Genomic DNA, 16,083 nt, shown 5'->3' with positions numbered 1-16,083 from the left:
CGTTTGTTGTTAACGCATTAAGTGCAAATACCTTAACGGTAAATGCTGATTTTGATGGCGAAAGCGATAGCAATATTTTAGCTGCTAACCAAAGCCTTGCCGTTGCCGCAAAAGATACCTTGTTACTCAGTCTAACCGTAACGCCGGGTACCAACCTTGGCCCATACAACAATACGGTTGTTGCTTCAGGTCAAAGTCCAAGCGGTGCTGATGTTAATGATGATTCAGATAACGGTGCTAATACTATTGGCGACAATGGTGATGGAACGGATAACGATCCAACACCGGTTACTTTTACTGAAGCGCCAGCGATTGGTGTAGCTAAAACGGTAAGCGGTGAAATAGTCCCTACTGTCAATGGTAGTGTCGGCAACTTCGACGTGCCATTTGCTTTAGTTATTCAAAACAATGGTGATGTACCTTTAACTAATATCCAACTTGTAGACGACCTCAGCGCACAGTTTGGTAGTGCCTATGTCAGTGTGAGTGAAGCAGCAGAGATTACCGCCTCTACTGCTGAAGAAACACCTAACTTAAACACTGATTTCCCAGCAAACTTATTTGATGGCATCAGTGGTCGTTTAATGCCTGGGCAAAGTATTAATATTAGTTTCACCTTAGAGTTAAACCCTGGCGCTGAAGAAGCAAAAGGTATAATAACTAACCAAGCAGAAGCTTTAGGTACCTCTACAGGTGGTGTAGAAGTTAACGATTTGTCAGATAGTGGAACTAACGCAAGTAACAACCCTGCTAACGGTGGTGACAACCCAAGCGCACCTGGTAACAGCAGCGGCGGTACCGATGATCCAACACCATTTGAATTGCCTGCAGGTAGCTTGCAAGGTGTCGTTTGGATTGATGCTGATCGCAATGATGCCCTCAACGAAGGTGAGCCGCTACTGATTAACTGGACGGTACAAGTAACCGATACCAATGGAAATATAATTGCCACCATACTCACCGACGAAAATGGCTTTTTCTCTATTGAGAATTTACCACAAGGTGACTACACCGTTGACTTTATGACTCCTAACGGTACAACCTTTTTCAGTACCGTAGTGTATATTCCAGCGAATGAATCTGTCAATGTTCCGGTACCTGTTGATCCTAGTGGCGTGGTATACGACTCAATCACTCGTATCCCTGTTGCCAACTCATTAGTTAGTATTATTAATGACGCGGGCACAGTATTACCTGATGTTTGTTTACTGCCAAATCAGCAAGACCAAATTACGGGTGAAGACGGTTATTATTTCTTTTTATTATTCTTAGGCGCTGATCCAGCTTGTCAGCACAACGACATATTTACCTTAGTGGTTACTGCTCCTGAAGAAGAATATCAACCAAGCCATTCAAACTTGATATTGCCACAGGCTGGCGTTTTAGATCCTACAGGTCAGCAAAATCCATTTGCATTATCTAACTCAGCTACTGCACCAGAAATTGGCGATGACACTACATATTATATGGATTTCACCTTGGCCCAAGGTGATCCAGATGTGATCAACAACCATATTCCTGTTGATAAAATAGGTGTGAACCCAAGCATGATCCGCCTGACAAAAAGTGCTAACACAAAACAAACACTTATTGGTGGCTTAGTACGCTATAACATTCAAATTGAAAACATTAGCGAAGTTGATGTTGAAAACCTAACATTGATTGATTACCTGCCGGCAGGTTTCACTTATGTTGAAAACTCAGCCTATACCAATGATGCCGACGGTGAAATGCAAATAACAAGCAAACAACCACTGACCGTTTCAGGTATTGACGTACCCGCAGAATCGACGGTTGAATTTGTCTATATACTTCGCGTAGGTGCAGGTGTAGCTCGCGGTAAACATATCAACCGAGTATCTCCTTACTTAGGCAGTGCGCCAATTGGTAATGAAGCTACAGCAACCGTTATCGTTGGTGCGGATCCTGACTTTGAAGAAGTCACTATTCTTGGCAAAGTGTTTGACGATAGAGATAGCGATAATTGGCAAGACAGCGCTAATGCCTCAGCAGTGTTTATTCAAGGTGGCATTAACGAAAGTAGTTATATCGCCAAAAGTACCTTCATAATTGATGCTGATGGCCAACGCCCATTAGCTGATGCAAGTGCACCGCTAAATCACGGTATTGATTTAGGTGATTTATCGGGTCGCAGTAGTGAAGCCGATAAAGCTAGCAATCATCAAATAATTATTCGTCAGCAACTTAAAGACTTAGCCTTTACTGATAATTTAACTCTAACCACTGCAGAAGGTACTCATCTAACCATGAGTAGCCAAGGCAAAATAGTCGCCAACCCTGTAGGTAAAATGGCCGACGGATTAACTGCGCAAGATTTACGTATTGAGCGCAATATTACCGTACTTGCAAATGGCAATTATCAAGTTGACCTTGTCATTCAAAACCAAGGTATTCAAGAAATTGGTATTCCGGGAGTAAGAGTTGCTACTGTTGAAGGTTTATATATTGAAACCGACTTACATGGTCGATTCCATCTAGAAGCAGTCGACGTTGAAAACCTAGCCCGTGGCCGTAACTTCTACATGAAAGTTGATAAAGCAACGTTACCACCTGAAACAGTTTTTGTTAGTGAAAACCCAAGAGTTAAGCGTATTACACAAGGTTTACCTGCACGTTTTGACTTTGCAATTCAACTAGCCAAGCAACAGTTAGGCGGTAATGAACAACATGCTTTAGTTAAACTTGGTGAGTTATTATTTAATGAAAATAGCGCTGAAATAAATACAGAACATAAAGCGTGGTTAACGCAAATGTCCAACACCATTAACCAATATCAAGGTGGAACGATACAAATTACAGCTCAAGCGCACACGCAGGCGTTAGCTTATGCTCGAGCCAACAATACCTATCAATGGCTATTGCCACTAATTCGTGAAGATCTTCAGTCTTCGTTTAGTGTTGAATTAGTAGAAGAGGTTAATGGAAGTTTTGCCTCTATTGTAAATATTGCAACACAAACTCAACTTGGAAAAATTCTATTCGAGTCTGACAAAAGTACAATAAAAGCAAAATATCAACCATTACTCGACAGCATAGCTAAGCAATTAGTGAATGCAGAAAGTGGCCACTTAGCTATTACCGGCTTTGCCGACAACAGCGCATCAGAAGATTACAACCTAGCGCTAGGCTTACGCCGTGCTAAAGCTGTATTCGAACAATTAAAAACACGCATGCCTGCAGAAGTTTGGGAAAAATTGACCATCAAAATACAAAAATTACAAATCGAGAATTCAATGACGGAGGGTAAATAATGAGAAACTTTATCCAACGTCATTCACTAGCCTTTACCTGTAGCGTTTTATTAGCAGGCGTAACCACACATTCTTTTGCGAGTAACTTAAACACTAAAAGCAGCGAAGCTGTAATTGAAACAACAACCAAGGCCGAGCAACAAACACCGGTATGCCCTCCTGGCGCATGTAAAACGGCACAAGGTTTTAGTGTTGAAATTATCAGCAAGGGCGAGCAAGCTGCGAGCGTAAATAAAACCCCGAACGATCGCCGAGTAGAATTAGCACTGAGTAAGCAAACACATGAAGTAGCAACGGCTGAAAAACAAGCTAAAACAGTAGTGCAAGGTGACTTTTTAGTCAGAATGCCATTAGGTGGAATTTTTTGGGCTACAGAAGATCCTGCTATTACCGCCCCTAGGTTAAGCATTAGCGCACCGCAGGCGATAAAATTTGATGGCCTTAACAAGTACGATGCTAGATTTAATTACTTTACCAACTATCCTGCGTTTATAGAACACTTAACGTTAGTGGTTTATAAAGGTAACGATGTTGATTTAATTGACCCTCTTTTTAGCAGTGAATTAACCGAACTTGATAGCCATGGCGAAATATCATGGCAAGTTGAACCATCAACATTGAACACGATGATCGCCGGCGATAGTTTACGTTACGTGCTACGAGCGTTTGATGCTGAAGGCAACATGGACGAAACAGAAAGCAAATTAATACAACTTGTTTCGCCTGAAGCTTACGACAGCGGTACATACCTTGATCAAGGTAACAACCAACAGTCGTTGCAAGCCAATAACTCAACTCAAAATCAATTTAATAACCAAAACACCTCTGCCAGTTTTACATCTAGCAATGTAACCACTGACACAAATACAGCCAGTACTGGCAGCTTTGGAACAAATGAACTTATCAAACAAAACATTCCAATTACCGGTAGTCGTGTGCGTATTTTTGGCCAAGACATACCCGAAGGCTACAGTATTGAAATTAACGGTAAAGACTACCCAATAGATTTAGAACGAAAGTTTGCTAGCGAACATTTACTGCCAATTGGTAACTACGTATTTGACCTCACCTTAAGTGGTGAAAAAGGCACAATAACTAAACCACTTAAAGTTGATGTAACGGGTAAATATATGTTTTTAGCGGCGCTTGCCGACATCAACATCAGCGAAAATAAAGTGACTGGCAATATTGAACCATTAGCAAGCGACGACAGGTACGATGACGACTTACTCATCGAAGGCCGCCTTGCATTTTATTTAAAAGGTAAGGTTAAAGGAAAATATCTAATAACCGCACATGCTGATACTCAAGAGCGTGAATTATCACAGTTGTTTAATGGCTTTTTAGATAAAGACCCCGTAGATGTTTTTAGACGTTTAGATCCTGACAAGTACTACCCGGTTTATGGTGACGACTCAACCACCACACGCGACGTAGACACTCAAGGGCGTTTTTATGTCCGTGTTGATTGGGACAAATCTCTCGCGCTTTGGGGTAATTACAACACCGGAATGACCGATACAGAGTACAGCCAGTACAACCGTAGCTTATATGGCGCAGTACTTAACTGGAAGTCAACTGAGTCAAATGCTTACGGCCAAGAAAAAAGTCAATTAAAAGCCTTTGTTTCTGAAGCACAAACCGCTTTAGGTCATAGTGAGTTTTTAGGCACTGGCGGTAGTATTTATTACTTAAAGCACACCGATGTATTACCCGGCTCAGATAAGTTAGTCATAGAAGTTCGCAATCCAGATACCGGCATAACGCTCGATAGAATTGATTTAACTCGCGATGCTGATTACCAAGTTGACGAACTCCAAGGCCGTATTATTTTATCGCGCCCCTTACTCAGCTTTTCACGTAACAACGCCAATAGTATTATTCGCGATCAACCACTCGACGGTAATCAATTACTATTATTAGTTGATTACGAATACTTACCAAATGGCTTTAGCGCTGATCACTTAACTGCTGGCGGACGAGCTAAACACTGGTTTAACGATCACATTGCCGTTGGTCTAAGCTACGTTGATGAAAATCGGGCCGGTAACGATTATCAACTTGCCGGTGCCGACTTAACCTTGCAAGCAGGCAAAGGTAGTTACATAAAAATTGAGCACAGTGATACCCGCAACAGCCAAGCGCCAGTGTTTTATTCAGACAACGGTGGTTTAACCTTTCAGCAAGTAAATATTATTGACGACGAGCTAACAGGCAATGATAAATCTGGCGATGCCTTAAGTTTTGAAGCGAGAGCAAATCTAAAAGCTTTAGGCTACACAGAGCAAGAGTTAACAGCAGCGGCATGGCATAAAAATACCGGCGCTGGCTTCTCAATTGCTCGACGTGACTTAACTGAAGATATCACTGAAAAAGGGGTTGAAGTATCAGGCCAATATAGTCAAACAGGCCACTACAGTACCAGCATAACGAAACAAGAGTCTGGTAATAATGAGCGTCAGCAAATTAGCTTTTTTATTCAGCAAAACCTTGATAACAGCGGTAATATCAGTGCAGAAATAAAACAAATAAAAGAGCAAATAAACCTGCAATCTCAAACCGGTTTATTGGCTGCACTTGGCTACCGTCAACGTTTAACACCAAGCTTTGAGCTTTACGGTATTGCCCAAGGTACACTTGAAGCCGACGACGGCTATGAAAACAACGACTTAATCACGCTAGGCGGTAAATACATACTAGAGAGTCGATCTAGCATTGGTGCAGAGTACGCTACAGGGCATCGTGGTGACACCGCTGCGCTTGATGTTGATTACCAAGTTAATAGCGATCACAACCTTTACAGTCGCTACAGTTGGTCAACCGATACAACTAGCCCGCTACTTGCCTCTAACGATACCAACGGCCTTACCTTTGGTCACCGCTCAAGAGTAACTGATAGCCTAAACGTATTTAATGAAACGCAAACTATCAATGAAAGAAATGAATCAGGCTTTGTGCATGTTTTTGGTGTTAACTACCTGCTCAGCCAAGGCTGGAATTTAGGTGGTTCATTACAACATGGCGAACTAACACTGATTGCCGGTAATGTTGAGCGCGACGCTGCTTCTCTTTCGTTAGGGTTTCGCGATAAAGATATGCAATGGCAAACAAAATTAGAGTATCGCGAAGATAAAGGCGCTGAAGAGCGTACACAGTGGCTTACCACCAATCGCCTAAATTACTTAATAAACGATTCTTGGCGTGTCGCTGCTAAATATAACTATTCAGATACTGAAGATGATATTAGCCCAGATGCCAATGCCACATTTACTGAAGCGAGTGTAGGTTTTGCTTATCGTCCTTTTGATAACAACCGTTGGAACTTGTTAGGGAAATATACCTACTTGTACGATTTACGCGGTTTAGCACAAACTAACTTTGGTACCGATCAAAAGTCACAAATTTATACCTTAGAAGGTACCTATCGCTACAACCCTGTGTGGGAGTTTGCCGCGAAGTTAGGTCGAAGAACGGGTGAGTTACGTTCTGGCCGTGGTATCGGCGAATTCTTTAAAAGCACCGTTAATTTTTCTGCCTTACAAACTCGCTACCATATCGTTAAGCAGTGGGATGCATTGCTAGAGTTTCGTACCTTAAAAGTTGTTGAAGATAATTCAACGCGTAATGGTTGGCTTGTAGGTATAGATCGTCATATAGGTCAGCACTTTAAAGTGGGTGTTGGTTATAACTTCACTGATTTTAGTGATGACTTAAAACTCACTGATTATGAGTACAAAGGCTGGTTTATCAACCTTGTAGGTAAGTATTAAGCCTGCTTAGAATTAGCTATTATGTTTAACCGTAAAACCTTGGTGTAAATTACAGGTTAAAGCTACTTTGGCTTTAACCTTTTTACATTCCCTCATTTTTTTAAACCTCAAATTATCCTGTTTGTAGAATTAACACCTTTTGTTTGACTAAAGGCTATGCTTAAAAAGCGAATTCTTCTAGAATACAGCCATTATTTAGTAGACAAAAATTGGTCACTCGCTAGAATCTTCGCCTCATCAATTAGCGATGGTCACTTTCAACAAGGTATTTCAATGTTTAGTCATATTCATCCCGATAATTATCAACAACAGCTTGACGAAAAAGAGCAAAGTATTTCAAGCACTTTTGCTCAATTTGACTTACCAACATTTGAAATATTTCCTTCACCAACTTTAAACTACCGTCAACGTGCTGAGTTTCGTGTTTGGCATGATGGTGATGACCTTTACTACATCATGTTTAATAGTGAGACGAAAGAAAAATACAAAGTAGAAGATTTTCCTGTTGCCAGTACGCTGATCAACCAATTTATGACCGCATTGTTGGCCGACATAAAAAATAAAGACATTTTACGCCAACGGTTATTCCAAGTTGATTTCCTATCAACTCTCAGTGGCGAAGTATTAATTAGTTTGCTTTATCACAAACAATTAGACGAGCAGTGGATTGAACAAGCACAACAATTAAAGTTACGTTTATCTGCCATAGCGCCCGTTGATATTATTGGCAGAGCGCGTAAACAAAAAGTTGTGCTCGACAAAGATTTTGTCATGGAAACATTATCTGTAAACGGTGAGCAGTTTCATTACCAACAAGTTGAGAATAGCTTTACGCAACCCAATGCTAAGGTAAATGAAGCCATGTTACTGTGGGCGCAACAAGCTACTAACAACACCGGCGGTGACTTAATAGAACTTTATTGTGGTAACGGTAATTTCAGTATCGCCTTAGCACAAAATTTTGATCGCGTTCTAGGTACAGAAATATCAAAAACATCCGTTAAGTCAGCGCAAATAAACATAGCAGCGAATAAATTAGACAATGTTGATATTGTGAGAATGGCAAGTGAAGACTTTAGTCAGGCCATGAATGGCGAACGGGTATTTCGTCGCTTAGAAGGTTTTGATTTAACCAGCTATAACTATCAAACCGTTTTGGTTGATCCACCACGAGCCGGCCTTGATCCTGACAGTGTAGAGCTAGTTTCTCGTTTTGAGCGCATTATATATATATCATGCAACCCAGAAACATTACGTGATAATTTAGTTGAATTAGTTAAAACTCATAAAATTGAGCACTTCGCTTTATTTGATCAATTTCCATATACCCATCATGTAGAAACAGGTGTTATTTTGTCACGCCTTTAGTTCTGCCGCGACGCAATTCAATACGGTTTTCATTGCGAACACTAAACTCGAAAGCACCACGGGCAATAAATCTTAACTGTTTAATTGTTCGTTGTGCTAACGCCACCAGATCTTTTTTATCACAATCTAAGGCATCTGAGCCGGCACTAAAAACAATAGTCACGGCTGCATTGGCTTGCAAATAAGCGATTTCAGCATCTAGTTTATTCGCTTGTTGTAAGTAATCACAAAGCTCTAAAGTAAAATAGCGAATTTCACGATTAACCGCGGCACGAAATGCCGGTGAAGTACCTGAACGTTCACGTAATAATAAACGGAAAATATTGCCGTTACTTTCAATAAACTCCATGAAAGTGCGGACAGAAATTTGAATAACTGAACCACCTTTTTCAATGCGCTGCCTTGCTTGTCGCATTAATTGGCGTAAAGTTAAACCTGCTTCATCAACTAAAGTTAAGCCTAGTTCGTCCATATCAGAAAAGTGACGATAAAAAGAGGTTGGTGCTAACCCCGCTTCTTTAGCTACTTCACGTAAACTTAAACTAGAAAAGCTACGCTCACTGCTCAGTTGTCCTAGAGCTGCATCAATTAATTGACGACGCGTTTTCTCTTTTTGAAGTGCTCTAATACCACTCATCGCCAATATTCCTGTTATTTATTTCATGATAAAACTAGGCTGATATGATACTGAAAATCGTTAACAATACTAGCTAATTGATACTAATCGCATCGCAATGCTCAAAATAATAATGGTTAATTTCACGAATAATTCATCATCAGCACTTGACTCAACATTGAGTAAAGATAGAATAGCGTACATGTGTACACCGAAATGTTTTTTGGTGCTTAAGCCCTAGATGGATAATTAATGAAAAAACCACCTATTATTTGGTTAAATGTATTTGTATTTAGCATTACCTTTTTATTCGCTGCAATCGCAGTGCCTTACCGTGCATTTACTCATGGCTTTGATGCGACTGAAATCACCGCAGCTATTATCTGCTTCATATACTGTGGTATGTCAATTACGGCGGGTTATCACCGTCTTTGGTCTCATAGAACTTATCAAGCGCATTGGTCTTTAAGGCTCGTTTACGCTCTAGGTGGTGCATTCGCCTTACAAAATAGTGCTTTGCATTGGTCTTCAGACCATCGTATTCACCACAAGCATGTTGATAAAAATCATGTTGACCCTTATTCGGCAAAAATGGGTTTTTGGCACTCACACATAGGTTGGATGCTAAGAGATCATCAACCTGCTAAATATAATGACTACAACAACGTTCGCGATTTACAAAAAGACGCTATTGTTGTTTGGCAGCATAAACATTATTTATTACTAACCATATTAATGAACTTTGGCGTACCTATTTTATTCGGTTTATGGCACGGCGATATGATCAACAGCCTGCTGTTACTTGGATTTTTACGCTTGGTACTAAGTCATCACACCACGTTCTTTATTAATTCATTGGCACATATCTGGGGCAAGCAAACCTACACAGATAAAAATACGGCACGCGACAACGGTGTTTTAGCTTTCTTCACTTTTGGCGAAGGCTACCATAACTATCACCATATTTTTGAAAACGACTACCGTAATGGTATTCGTTGGTGGCATTTTGACCCGACAAAATGGTTAATTAAAGGTTGCGAACATTTAAAGCTGACCTCGAAGTTACGTGTAACACCTGAAGTTAAAATAGAAAAAGCGCGTTTATCGATGATCTTATTGCGTAGTCAGCAAAAACTAGCAGCTCACCCTGACGCTGAGCAATTATTAGAAAGATTACAGCATGAATACGATGAACTTATCCATAAAATCAACGAGTTCTATGCTGTTCGCAAAGCCTTAATTGCCACTAAACGTGACCAATTAATAGCTGATGTTGAGAACTCAGATGTGATGGCGCAATATCAAGAAATTAAGCGTCGATTAGCCGAACAACAACGTAGCTGGCAAAATATGGTAGAAAAACTCGCATAAAAACAGTTACGTTACATTTAATTCCTGCTAAAATTTTTACCATTGAAGCAGGAATTAAAGGGTTAACCGTTGAGTAAACAAGCAAAAGCCGAAACTAAGAAAGCAAAAAGTGCTAAAAAAAGCTACGATTTTGATGCCATTATAATAGGCACAGGGCCTGGTGGTGAAGGCGCAGCAATGAACTTAGCCAAGCAAGATAAGCGAGTTGCTATTATTGAACGCTATCATCATGTTGGCGGTGGCTGTACTCATTGGGGCACTATTCCATCAAAAGCCTTACGCCAATCCGTTAGTCGGTTAATCGAATATAACTCAAATCCTCTGTTTAATGCTGGGCAAAATGCCAAAGAATTAACCTTTCAAGATATTTTAGGTCACGCATCTGCAGTTATTCGCAAGCAAGTAAACTTGCGCAGTGGCTTTTATAATCGCAACCAAGTTGAGCACTATATCGGCGAAGCCTCATTTGTTGATGCTAATACCATTCAAGTTTTACGCGCAGATGGCACAATTGACACCATAACAGCGAAACAAGTTGTTATTGCAACTGGCTCACGCCCATATCAACCTGACGATGTCGACTTTTCTCACCCTAGGGTTTATGACTCCGACAGCATATTGTCATTAGAACATTCTCCACGCCAAATTATTATCTACGGTGCAGGTGTTATTGGTAGTGAATACGCCTGTATTTTTCGCGGTTTAGGGGTCAAGGTAGATTTGATCAATACCCGTGATCGTTTGTTATCATTTTTAGATGATGAAATGTCAGACTCGTTAAGTTATCACCTATGGAACAACGGCGTTGTTATTCGCCACGGTGAGCAGATTGAACGCGTAGAAACCAACGAAGACTGCGTTATTGTACATTTAGAGTCTGGCAAGAAAATGCGCGCAGATTGCTTATTATTTGCCAATGGACGTACCGGTAACACGGCCGACTTAAAACTCGAAAATGCGGGTTTAAAAGCTGATGGACGTGGACAATTAAAAGTAAGCGACTCATATCAAACAGACGTTGAAGGCATTTTTGCCGTAGGTGATGTTATTGGTTACCCAAGTTTGGCTAGTGCTGCATTCGACCAAGGTAGAATTTGTGCAAGTGCCATGCTTGACGGTGAAAGTAAAGCCAAGCTGACTGTTGATATTCCTACCGGTATTTATACCATTCCAGAAATCAGCTCTGTTGGTAAAACTGAACAAGAATTAACAGAAGCTAAAATTCCGTATGAAGTTGGTCGTGCGCAATTTAAACATTTAGCCCGAGCACAAATATCGAATAATTTAGTGGGTTCATTAAAAATTCTTTTTCACCGTGAAACCAAAGAAATTTTAGGCATTCATTGTTTTGGTGAAAATGCGGCTGAAATTATTCATATCGGCCAAGCGATAATGCAACAAACTAATGGTGGCAATACCATTGAATACTTTGTTGAAACAACATTCAACTATCCAACAATGGCTGAAGCTTTCAGGGTAGCGGCATTAAACGGATTAAATCGATTATTTTAAACAAATAAAAAAGGGCAAAGTTATTAATAACTTTGCCCTTTTTACATTGTGTATTTTAAAAATCAGCATGGAAATAAAATGAAATATTGTTTACTGGCAGCCCTGTTTTTTGTTGTTGTACCAACATTCGCAGAAGATAGTTTTAGCATTTATTTAGTTCGCCATGCTGAAAAGCAAGCCGTAAAAGAAGATCCTAAATTAACGCCTTGTGGAAAACGAAGAGCCAAGCAAATTGCTAGTATTCTCGAACATACGAAAATAAAACGCGTTTATAGCACAGCCTACCAACGTACCATGGCGACAGCCGCCCCCTTTGCTAAACAGCAAAAGCTAGCAATAAAACAGTATTCTCCCGCAAAACTAACGCAGTTTGCACAACAACTACTAAATCAAAAAGAAAATGTTTTAGTTGTGGGTCACAGTAACACCACACCACAATTATCGGCATTACTGAGTGAGTTAGACGTGCCGAATATTACTGAGAAAGAATACCGTAACATATATCAAGTTCAGGTGAGCAACAGTGGTAAAACGTTAACACTGCTAACTCAACCATTAACTTGTCGTTAGTTTATTGTTATAAACCGCCTTGTGCTACATATCGGCATCATTCACTTTGTTACCAGGGCTGATAAGTTCGATTTCAGAAATAGTAAAAGGTGTACCCCATTGTTGAATGGTCATCACATTTTTAACTTTACCTTTAATACGCACAATAGCACCGTTTTGGGCAAACTCTTTCGCCATATTCATCGGTAATATTTTCTGACCTGAGTCAGTAATAATGCCGTAAAAGCCACCTTCTAAATTTAAAAACTGTACTCGTCCACGTTGCCAGCCGCTTAAATCGTCTTTTAGGTTTTGTTTTACATCTTCCATTTTTTCGCCTTTTAATTTTGGCGTAGCAACGAGTTTAGTTGCTGCTTGCTCTGGAGAACTTTCTTGCTCTTGAGTCATTACTTCTTTTGCTGCTTTATCGGTTTCGTTATCGGTCGAACTACTACCGCAGGCGCTAAGTGATAAAGTGATCAGTAATGTGGATAATAATTTTTTGTTGTTAGTCATACTAGTGTCCATTCAATGTCTGTTTCTGCTTCAAGCATACCTTAATCTACAAGTAATATATAGATTACCGAATACTTACTAAATATAGAAAAATATCAATTACATTAATATCTCAGGTATAAAAAAAGGAGCTTTAAGCTCCTTTTGATTAGTTATTCGCATATAAAACACCAATAACCTTTAGATTTAATACCAACACTACTTATAAGTGATAAGGCTTACTTAAACGATGTACCGACTCAATAAAGTGGCCAGCATGATCTGGGTTAACATCAGGGTGTATACCGTGACCTAAATTAAATACATGCCCAGTACCACCTTCACCAAATCCTGATAGTATTTTTGAAACTTCTTGTTCAATGCGAGGCAACGGTGCATATAACATCGATGGATCCATGTTACCTTGCAAGGCAACTTTATCACCTACACGTGCTTTAGCATTTTCAATATCAATGGTCCAATCAAGACCTACAGCATCACAACCTGTTGCGGCAATATCTTCTAACCACATACCACCATTTTTAGTGAACAAGGTTACTGGTACTTTACGACCATCATTATGACGAGTTAAACCATCAACAATCTTCGCCATATACTGCAAAGAAAACTCTTTATAATCTCTTGGAGACAAAACACCACCCCAAGTATCAAATACCATTACTGATTGTGCACCAGCAGCTATTTGAGCGTTTAAATATAAGATTACTGAGTCAGCTAACTTATCTAATAACATGTGTAAAACTTGTGGCTCTGCAAACATCATTTTTTTGATTTTAGTAAAGGCTTTTGAACTACCCCCTTCAATCATATAAGTGGCCAATGTCCATGGACTACCCGAAAAGCCAATAAGTGGAACATCGCCATTTAGTGTTTTCTTAATAGTACGAACAGCATTCATGACATATTGCAATTCGCCTTCTGGATCTGGAATACCAATTTTTTCAACGTCTGCTTTACATGTTATTGGACGCTCAAATTTAGGACCTTCACCGGTTTCAAAATACAGACCTAAACCCATAGCATCAGGAATAGTTAAAATGTCGCTAAATAAAATGGCTGCATCAAGTGGGAAACGGCGTAATGGCTGAATAGTAACTTCACAAGCTAAGTCAGCATCACGACAGACTGACATAAAGTCACCAGCACCTTTGCGCACTTCACGATATTCAGGTAAATAACGACCCGCTTGGCGCATCATCCAAACAGGTGTGTAGTCAACAGGTTGGCGCAAAAGCGCACGTAAATACGTATCGTTCTTTAATTCAGTCATCAAAAATCTTCTCCGCTATAATATGCGCGCATTCTAACACTTCAAATTTTATTGATCTATGTTACAAATCAAATCTAATGGTGTTCGCGACCTGGATATTGAAATATTTTTTCGAATTACGCGTTATTTAATACAAAAAAGTAAAATACTACGACAAAACTTTAATCAGGTACCCTCGTCAGCACCTCAAAATTGCAAATAGAATATGTTCAATAAAACAGCAATTTCATTCATCAAAACGCTATAACTAAAAAATAATTTATTTTTTTTAAATTAAATTATTTATCCTCATCCACCAAGGCCATAAGGAATGGGCAATTGCCCATCAAAACAACATATGTGGTATACCAGTTTTCGTGTTATTACTGACTTTTTACCAATGTAATAAAAATCACCTTAGAACTTGATAAAGCACACTTTTATACAATTTGTCACATACTTTACAAAATGTTGATAGAGTAATAATTGATCTTTTTTATTCATCAAATTTTTTAACTATAAAAACATAAAGCCAAGGTGATTTTTGGGACCCTATAATACGAAAAACTTCGTGGAATATATGCTCTATTAAAGTTGTTGCACCAATAAAAGGCGTTTGCTATAAATGTCCCGCGCTAAAGAAAAACAATAATAAAAATAAAGAAATAAATAAAAAGAAGCTAGTTTACTAGACCACACAGCGAGCATTTCAAGCCTTACTTCGGTAAGGCTTTTTTATTGCCTGAAATTTGAAAATATCGATACAACGGTCATAATTTATTTTAAAAGTTTTATATTTAAACCTAGGATAAAGGAAAAATGGACGACTTAGATCAAGCACCTAAAGCATTATTAAAAGCACAGAAGTTAGCTAATTTAGCTGACGCTAAAATTCGTATCCCATTATTGGGTATTCGATTAGGCTTAGACTTTATTATTGGCCTTATTCCTGTAGTGGGCGACCTTATAATGACTGGCTTATCGCTCAGCATTGTTGGTTTGGCAAAATCTATGCAAGTACCAAGAACGCTTAGAATGAAAATGCTATGGAATATTGCGCTAGATTTTTTGTTAGGTGTTATTCCTTTTGTTGGTGACATTGCCGATTTGTTTTATAAATCTAACCTGAAAAATGTACGTATTATGGAAGAGTGGTGGTTAAGCCAGCAGTCTCAATAAATTTAATCAGAAGTATTGATTGGCGCTTATTAACAGCTCATCACGATAGCATTAACTAATATTACTGATTAGCGTAGAAAGAATCCTCTTAACAACGACATGCCGCCATACGATGAATTAATTTTGAATGAATATAGCCAATAGCTATATTCATTCTATCTGATTTATTTCGCTTTTAATGCTTTGCCTAATAGGGTAATTGAAGCCGCTAAAAGTACAATATCCTTCACCAAAAATTGACCTGGAACTACATTAAGCGCTGGAAATCCACCTAGCGTGGCCTCCCAAACTGGCGCAGTTAATAATAGGCTAGAGGTAACAGCAAAAGTAACGATTGCACCTAAACTACCAATAATTCCAATGAGTCTATTTACTGGTGTAAGGGTTATGGCAATAGCGGTGGCTATTTCGAACGTTCCTATAAAGTTAGCGGCACCTTGTAAACTAAAAATATTGTAAAGCCAAGATGTTAAAGGACTTGATGAAATAAGGCCTTCGATTGCACCGGCTTCATATGCAGAAAACTTCATCGCGCCAATCCACACTAAAATAAGCGCGATTGAAAGCCTTAAGGCAATGTCGCCAAAAGTACTTATATTCTGGGTTAATGCTAGATCATTGAATTTTCTTTCGCGGTCAACGGATAATGTAGTGTTTGGCATGGTTTTTTCCTTTAAAAAT

General features: G+C 39.3%; 11 protein-coding genes. 7 read left to right on the top strand and 4 right to left on the bottom strand.

Annotated elements, in window-relative coordinates; genetic code table 11:
* The 3 genes from H4J50_RS05390 to trmA all read left to right on the top strand — a co-directional run.
* The coding region (locus tag H4J50_RS05390) for an OmpA family protein (protein WP_182254914.1) at nucleotides 1-3,272 on the top strand (3,272 nt) is incomplete at its 5' end.
* Entirely contained in the window at nucleotides 3,272-7,042 is a 3,771-nt protein-coding gene (locus H4J50_RS05385) for a hypothetical protein (RefSeq protein ID WP_182254913.1), read from the top strand. The genes H4J50_RS05390 and H4J50_RS05385, both read left to right, overlap by 1 nt.
* Nucleotides 7,043-7,315: 273 nt before the next feature.
* Nucleotides 7,316-8,410 carry a tRNA (uridine(54)-C5)-methyltransferase TrmA gene (gene trmA, locus H4J50_RS05380; RefSeq protein WP_108454895.1) on the top strand — a complete coding sequence of 365 codons (1,095 nt, stop codon included), beginning with the start codon at nucleotides 7,316-7,318 and terminating at the stop codon, nucleotides 8,408-8,410.
* Here the strand turns inward: trmA and fabR are convergent.
* Nucleotides 8,391-9,047, bottom strand: coding sequence for an HTH-type transcriptional repressor FabR (fabR, locus tag H4J50_RS05375; protein WP_108454894.1), 657 nt, complete (start codon nucleotides 9,045-9,047; stop codon nucleotides 8,391-8,393). The two genes, trmA and fabR, sit on opposite strands and share 20 nt — an antisense overlap.
* Before the next feature lie 231 nt (nucleotides 9,048-9,278).
* Between fabR and H4J50_RS05370 the strand changes: the two genes are divergently transcribed.
* From H4J50_RS05370 to H4J50_RS05360, 3 genes are all read left to right on the top strand, one after another.
* A complete protein-coding gene (locus H4J50_RS05370; RefSeq protein WP_108454893.1) occupies nucleotides 9,279-10,397 on the top strand; it encodes a fatty acid desaturase in 1,119 nt (372 codons plus the stop codon).
* A gap of 69 nt (nucleotides 10,398-10,466) precedes the next feature.
* Complete coding sequence (gene sthA / locus H4J50_RS05365) at nucleotides 10,467-11,909, top strand: Si-specific NAD(P)(+) transhydrogenase (RefSeq protein ID WP_182254911.1); 1,443 nt, start codon at nucleotides 10,467-10,469, stop codon at nucleotides 11,907-11,909.
* A gap of 78 nt (nucleotides 11,910-11,987) precedes the next feature.
* Nucleotides 11,988-12,479, top strand: a complete 492-nt coding sequence (locus H4J50_RS05360; protein WP_108454891.1) for a histidine phosphatase family protein — start codon at nucleotides 11,988-11,990, stop codon at nucleotides 12,477-12,479.
* Nucleotides 12,480-12,503: 24 nt separating this feature from the next.
* Here H4J50_RS05360 and H4J50_RS05355 read toward each other — a convergent pair whose 3' ends face one another.
* Together H4J50_RS05355 and hemE are read right to left on the bottom strand one after the other, a co-directional pair.
* Complete coding sequence (locus tag H4J50_RS05355; protein WP_182254909.1) at nucleotides 12,504-12,974, bottom strand: hypothetical protein; 471 nt, start codon at nucleotides 12,972-12,974, stop codon at nucleotides 12,504-12,506.
* Nucleotides 12,975-13,176: 202 nt separating this feature from the next.
* Nucleotides 13,177-14,244 carry a uroporphyrinogen decarboxylase gene (gene hemE, locus H4J50_RS05350; RefSeq protein ID WP_182254907.1) on the bottom strand — a complete coding sequence of 356 codons (1,068 nt, stop codon included), beginning with the start codon at nucleotides 14,242-14,244 and terminating at the stop codon, nucleotides 13,177-13,179.
* A 798-nt stretch (nucleotides 14,245-15,042) separates the two neighbouring features.
* Here hemE and H4J50_RS05345 point away from each other — a divergent pair.
* On the top strand, nucleotides 15,043-15,402 hold the full coding sequence (locus H4J50_RS05345) for a DUF4112 domain-containing protein (protein WP_108454888.1): 360 nt from the start codon (nucleotides 15,043-15,045) through the stop codon (nucleotides 15,400-15,402).
* A 164-nt stretch (nucleotides 15,403-15,566) separates the two neighbouring features.
* Here H4J50_RS05345 and H4J50_RS05340 read toward each other — a convergent pair whose 3' ends face one another.
* Entirely contained in the window at nucleotides 15,567-16,064 is a 498-nt protein-coding gene (locus tag H4J50_RS05340) for a YkgB family protein (protein WP_108454887.1), read from the bottom strand.
* Nucleotides 16,065-16,083: the final 19 nt, after the last annotated feature.

The sequence above is a fragment of the Colwellia sp. 6M3 genome, from assembly GCF_014077595.1.
In the GTDB taxonomy this organism is placed as follows: domain Bacteria; phylum Pseudomonadota; class Gammaproteobacteria; order Enterobacterales; family Alteromonadaceae; genus Cognaticolwellia.
The sequence above is the reverse complement of the archived record's forward strand: the minus strand, read 5'-3'. Positions and strand labels throughout refer to the sequence as shown.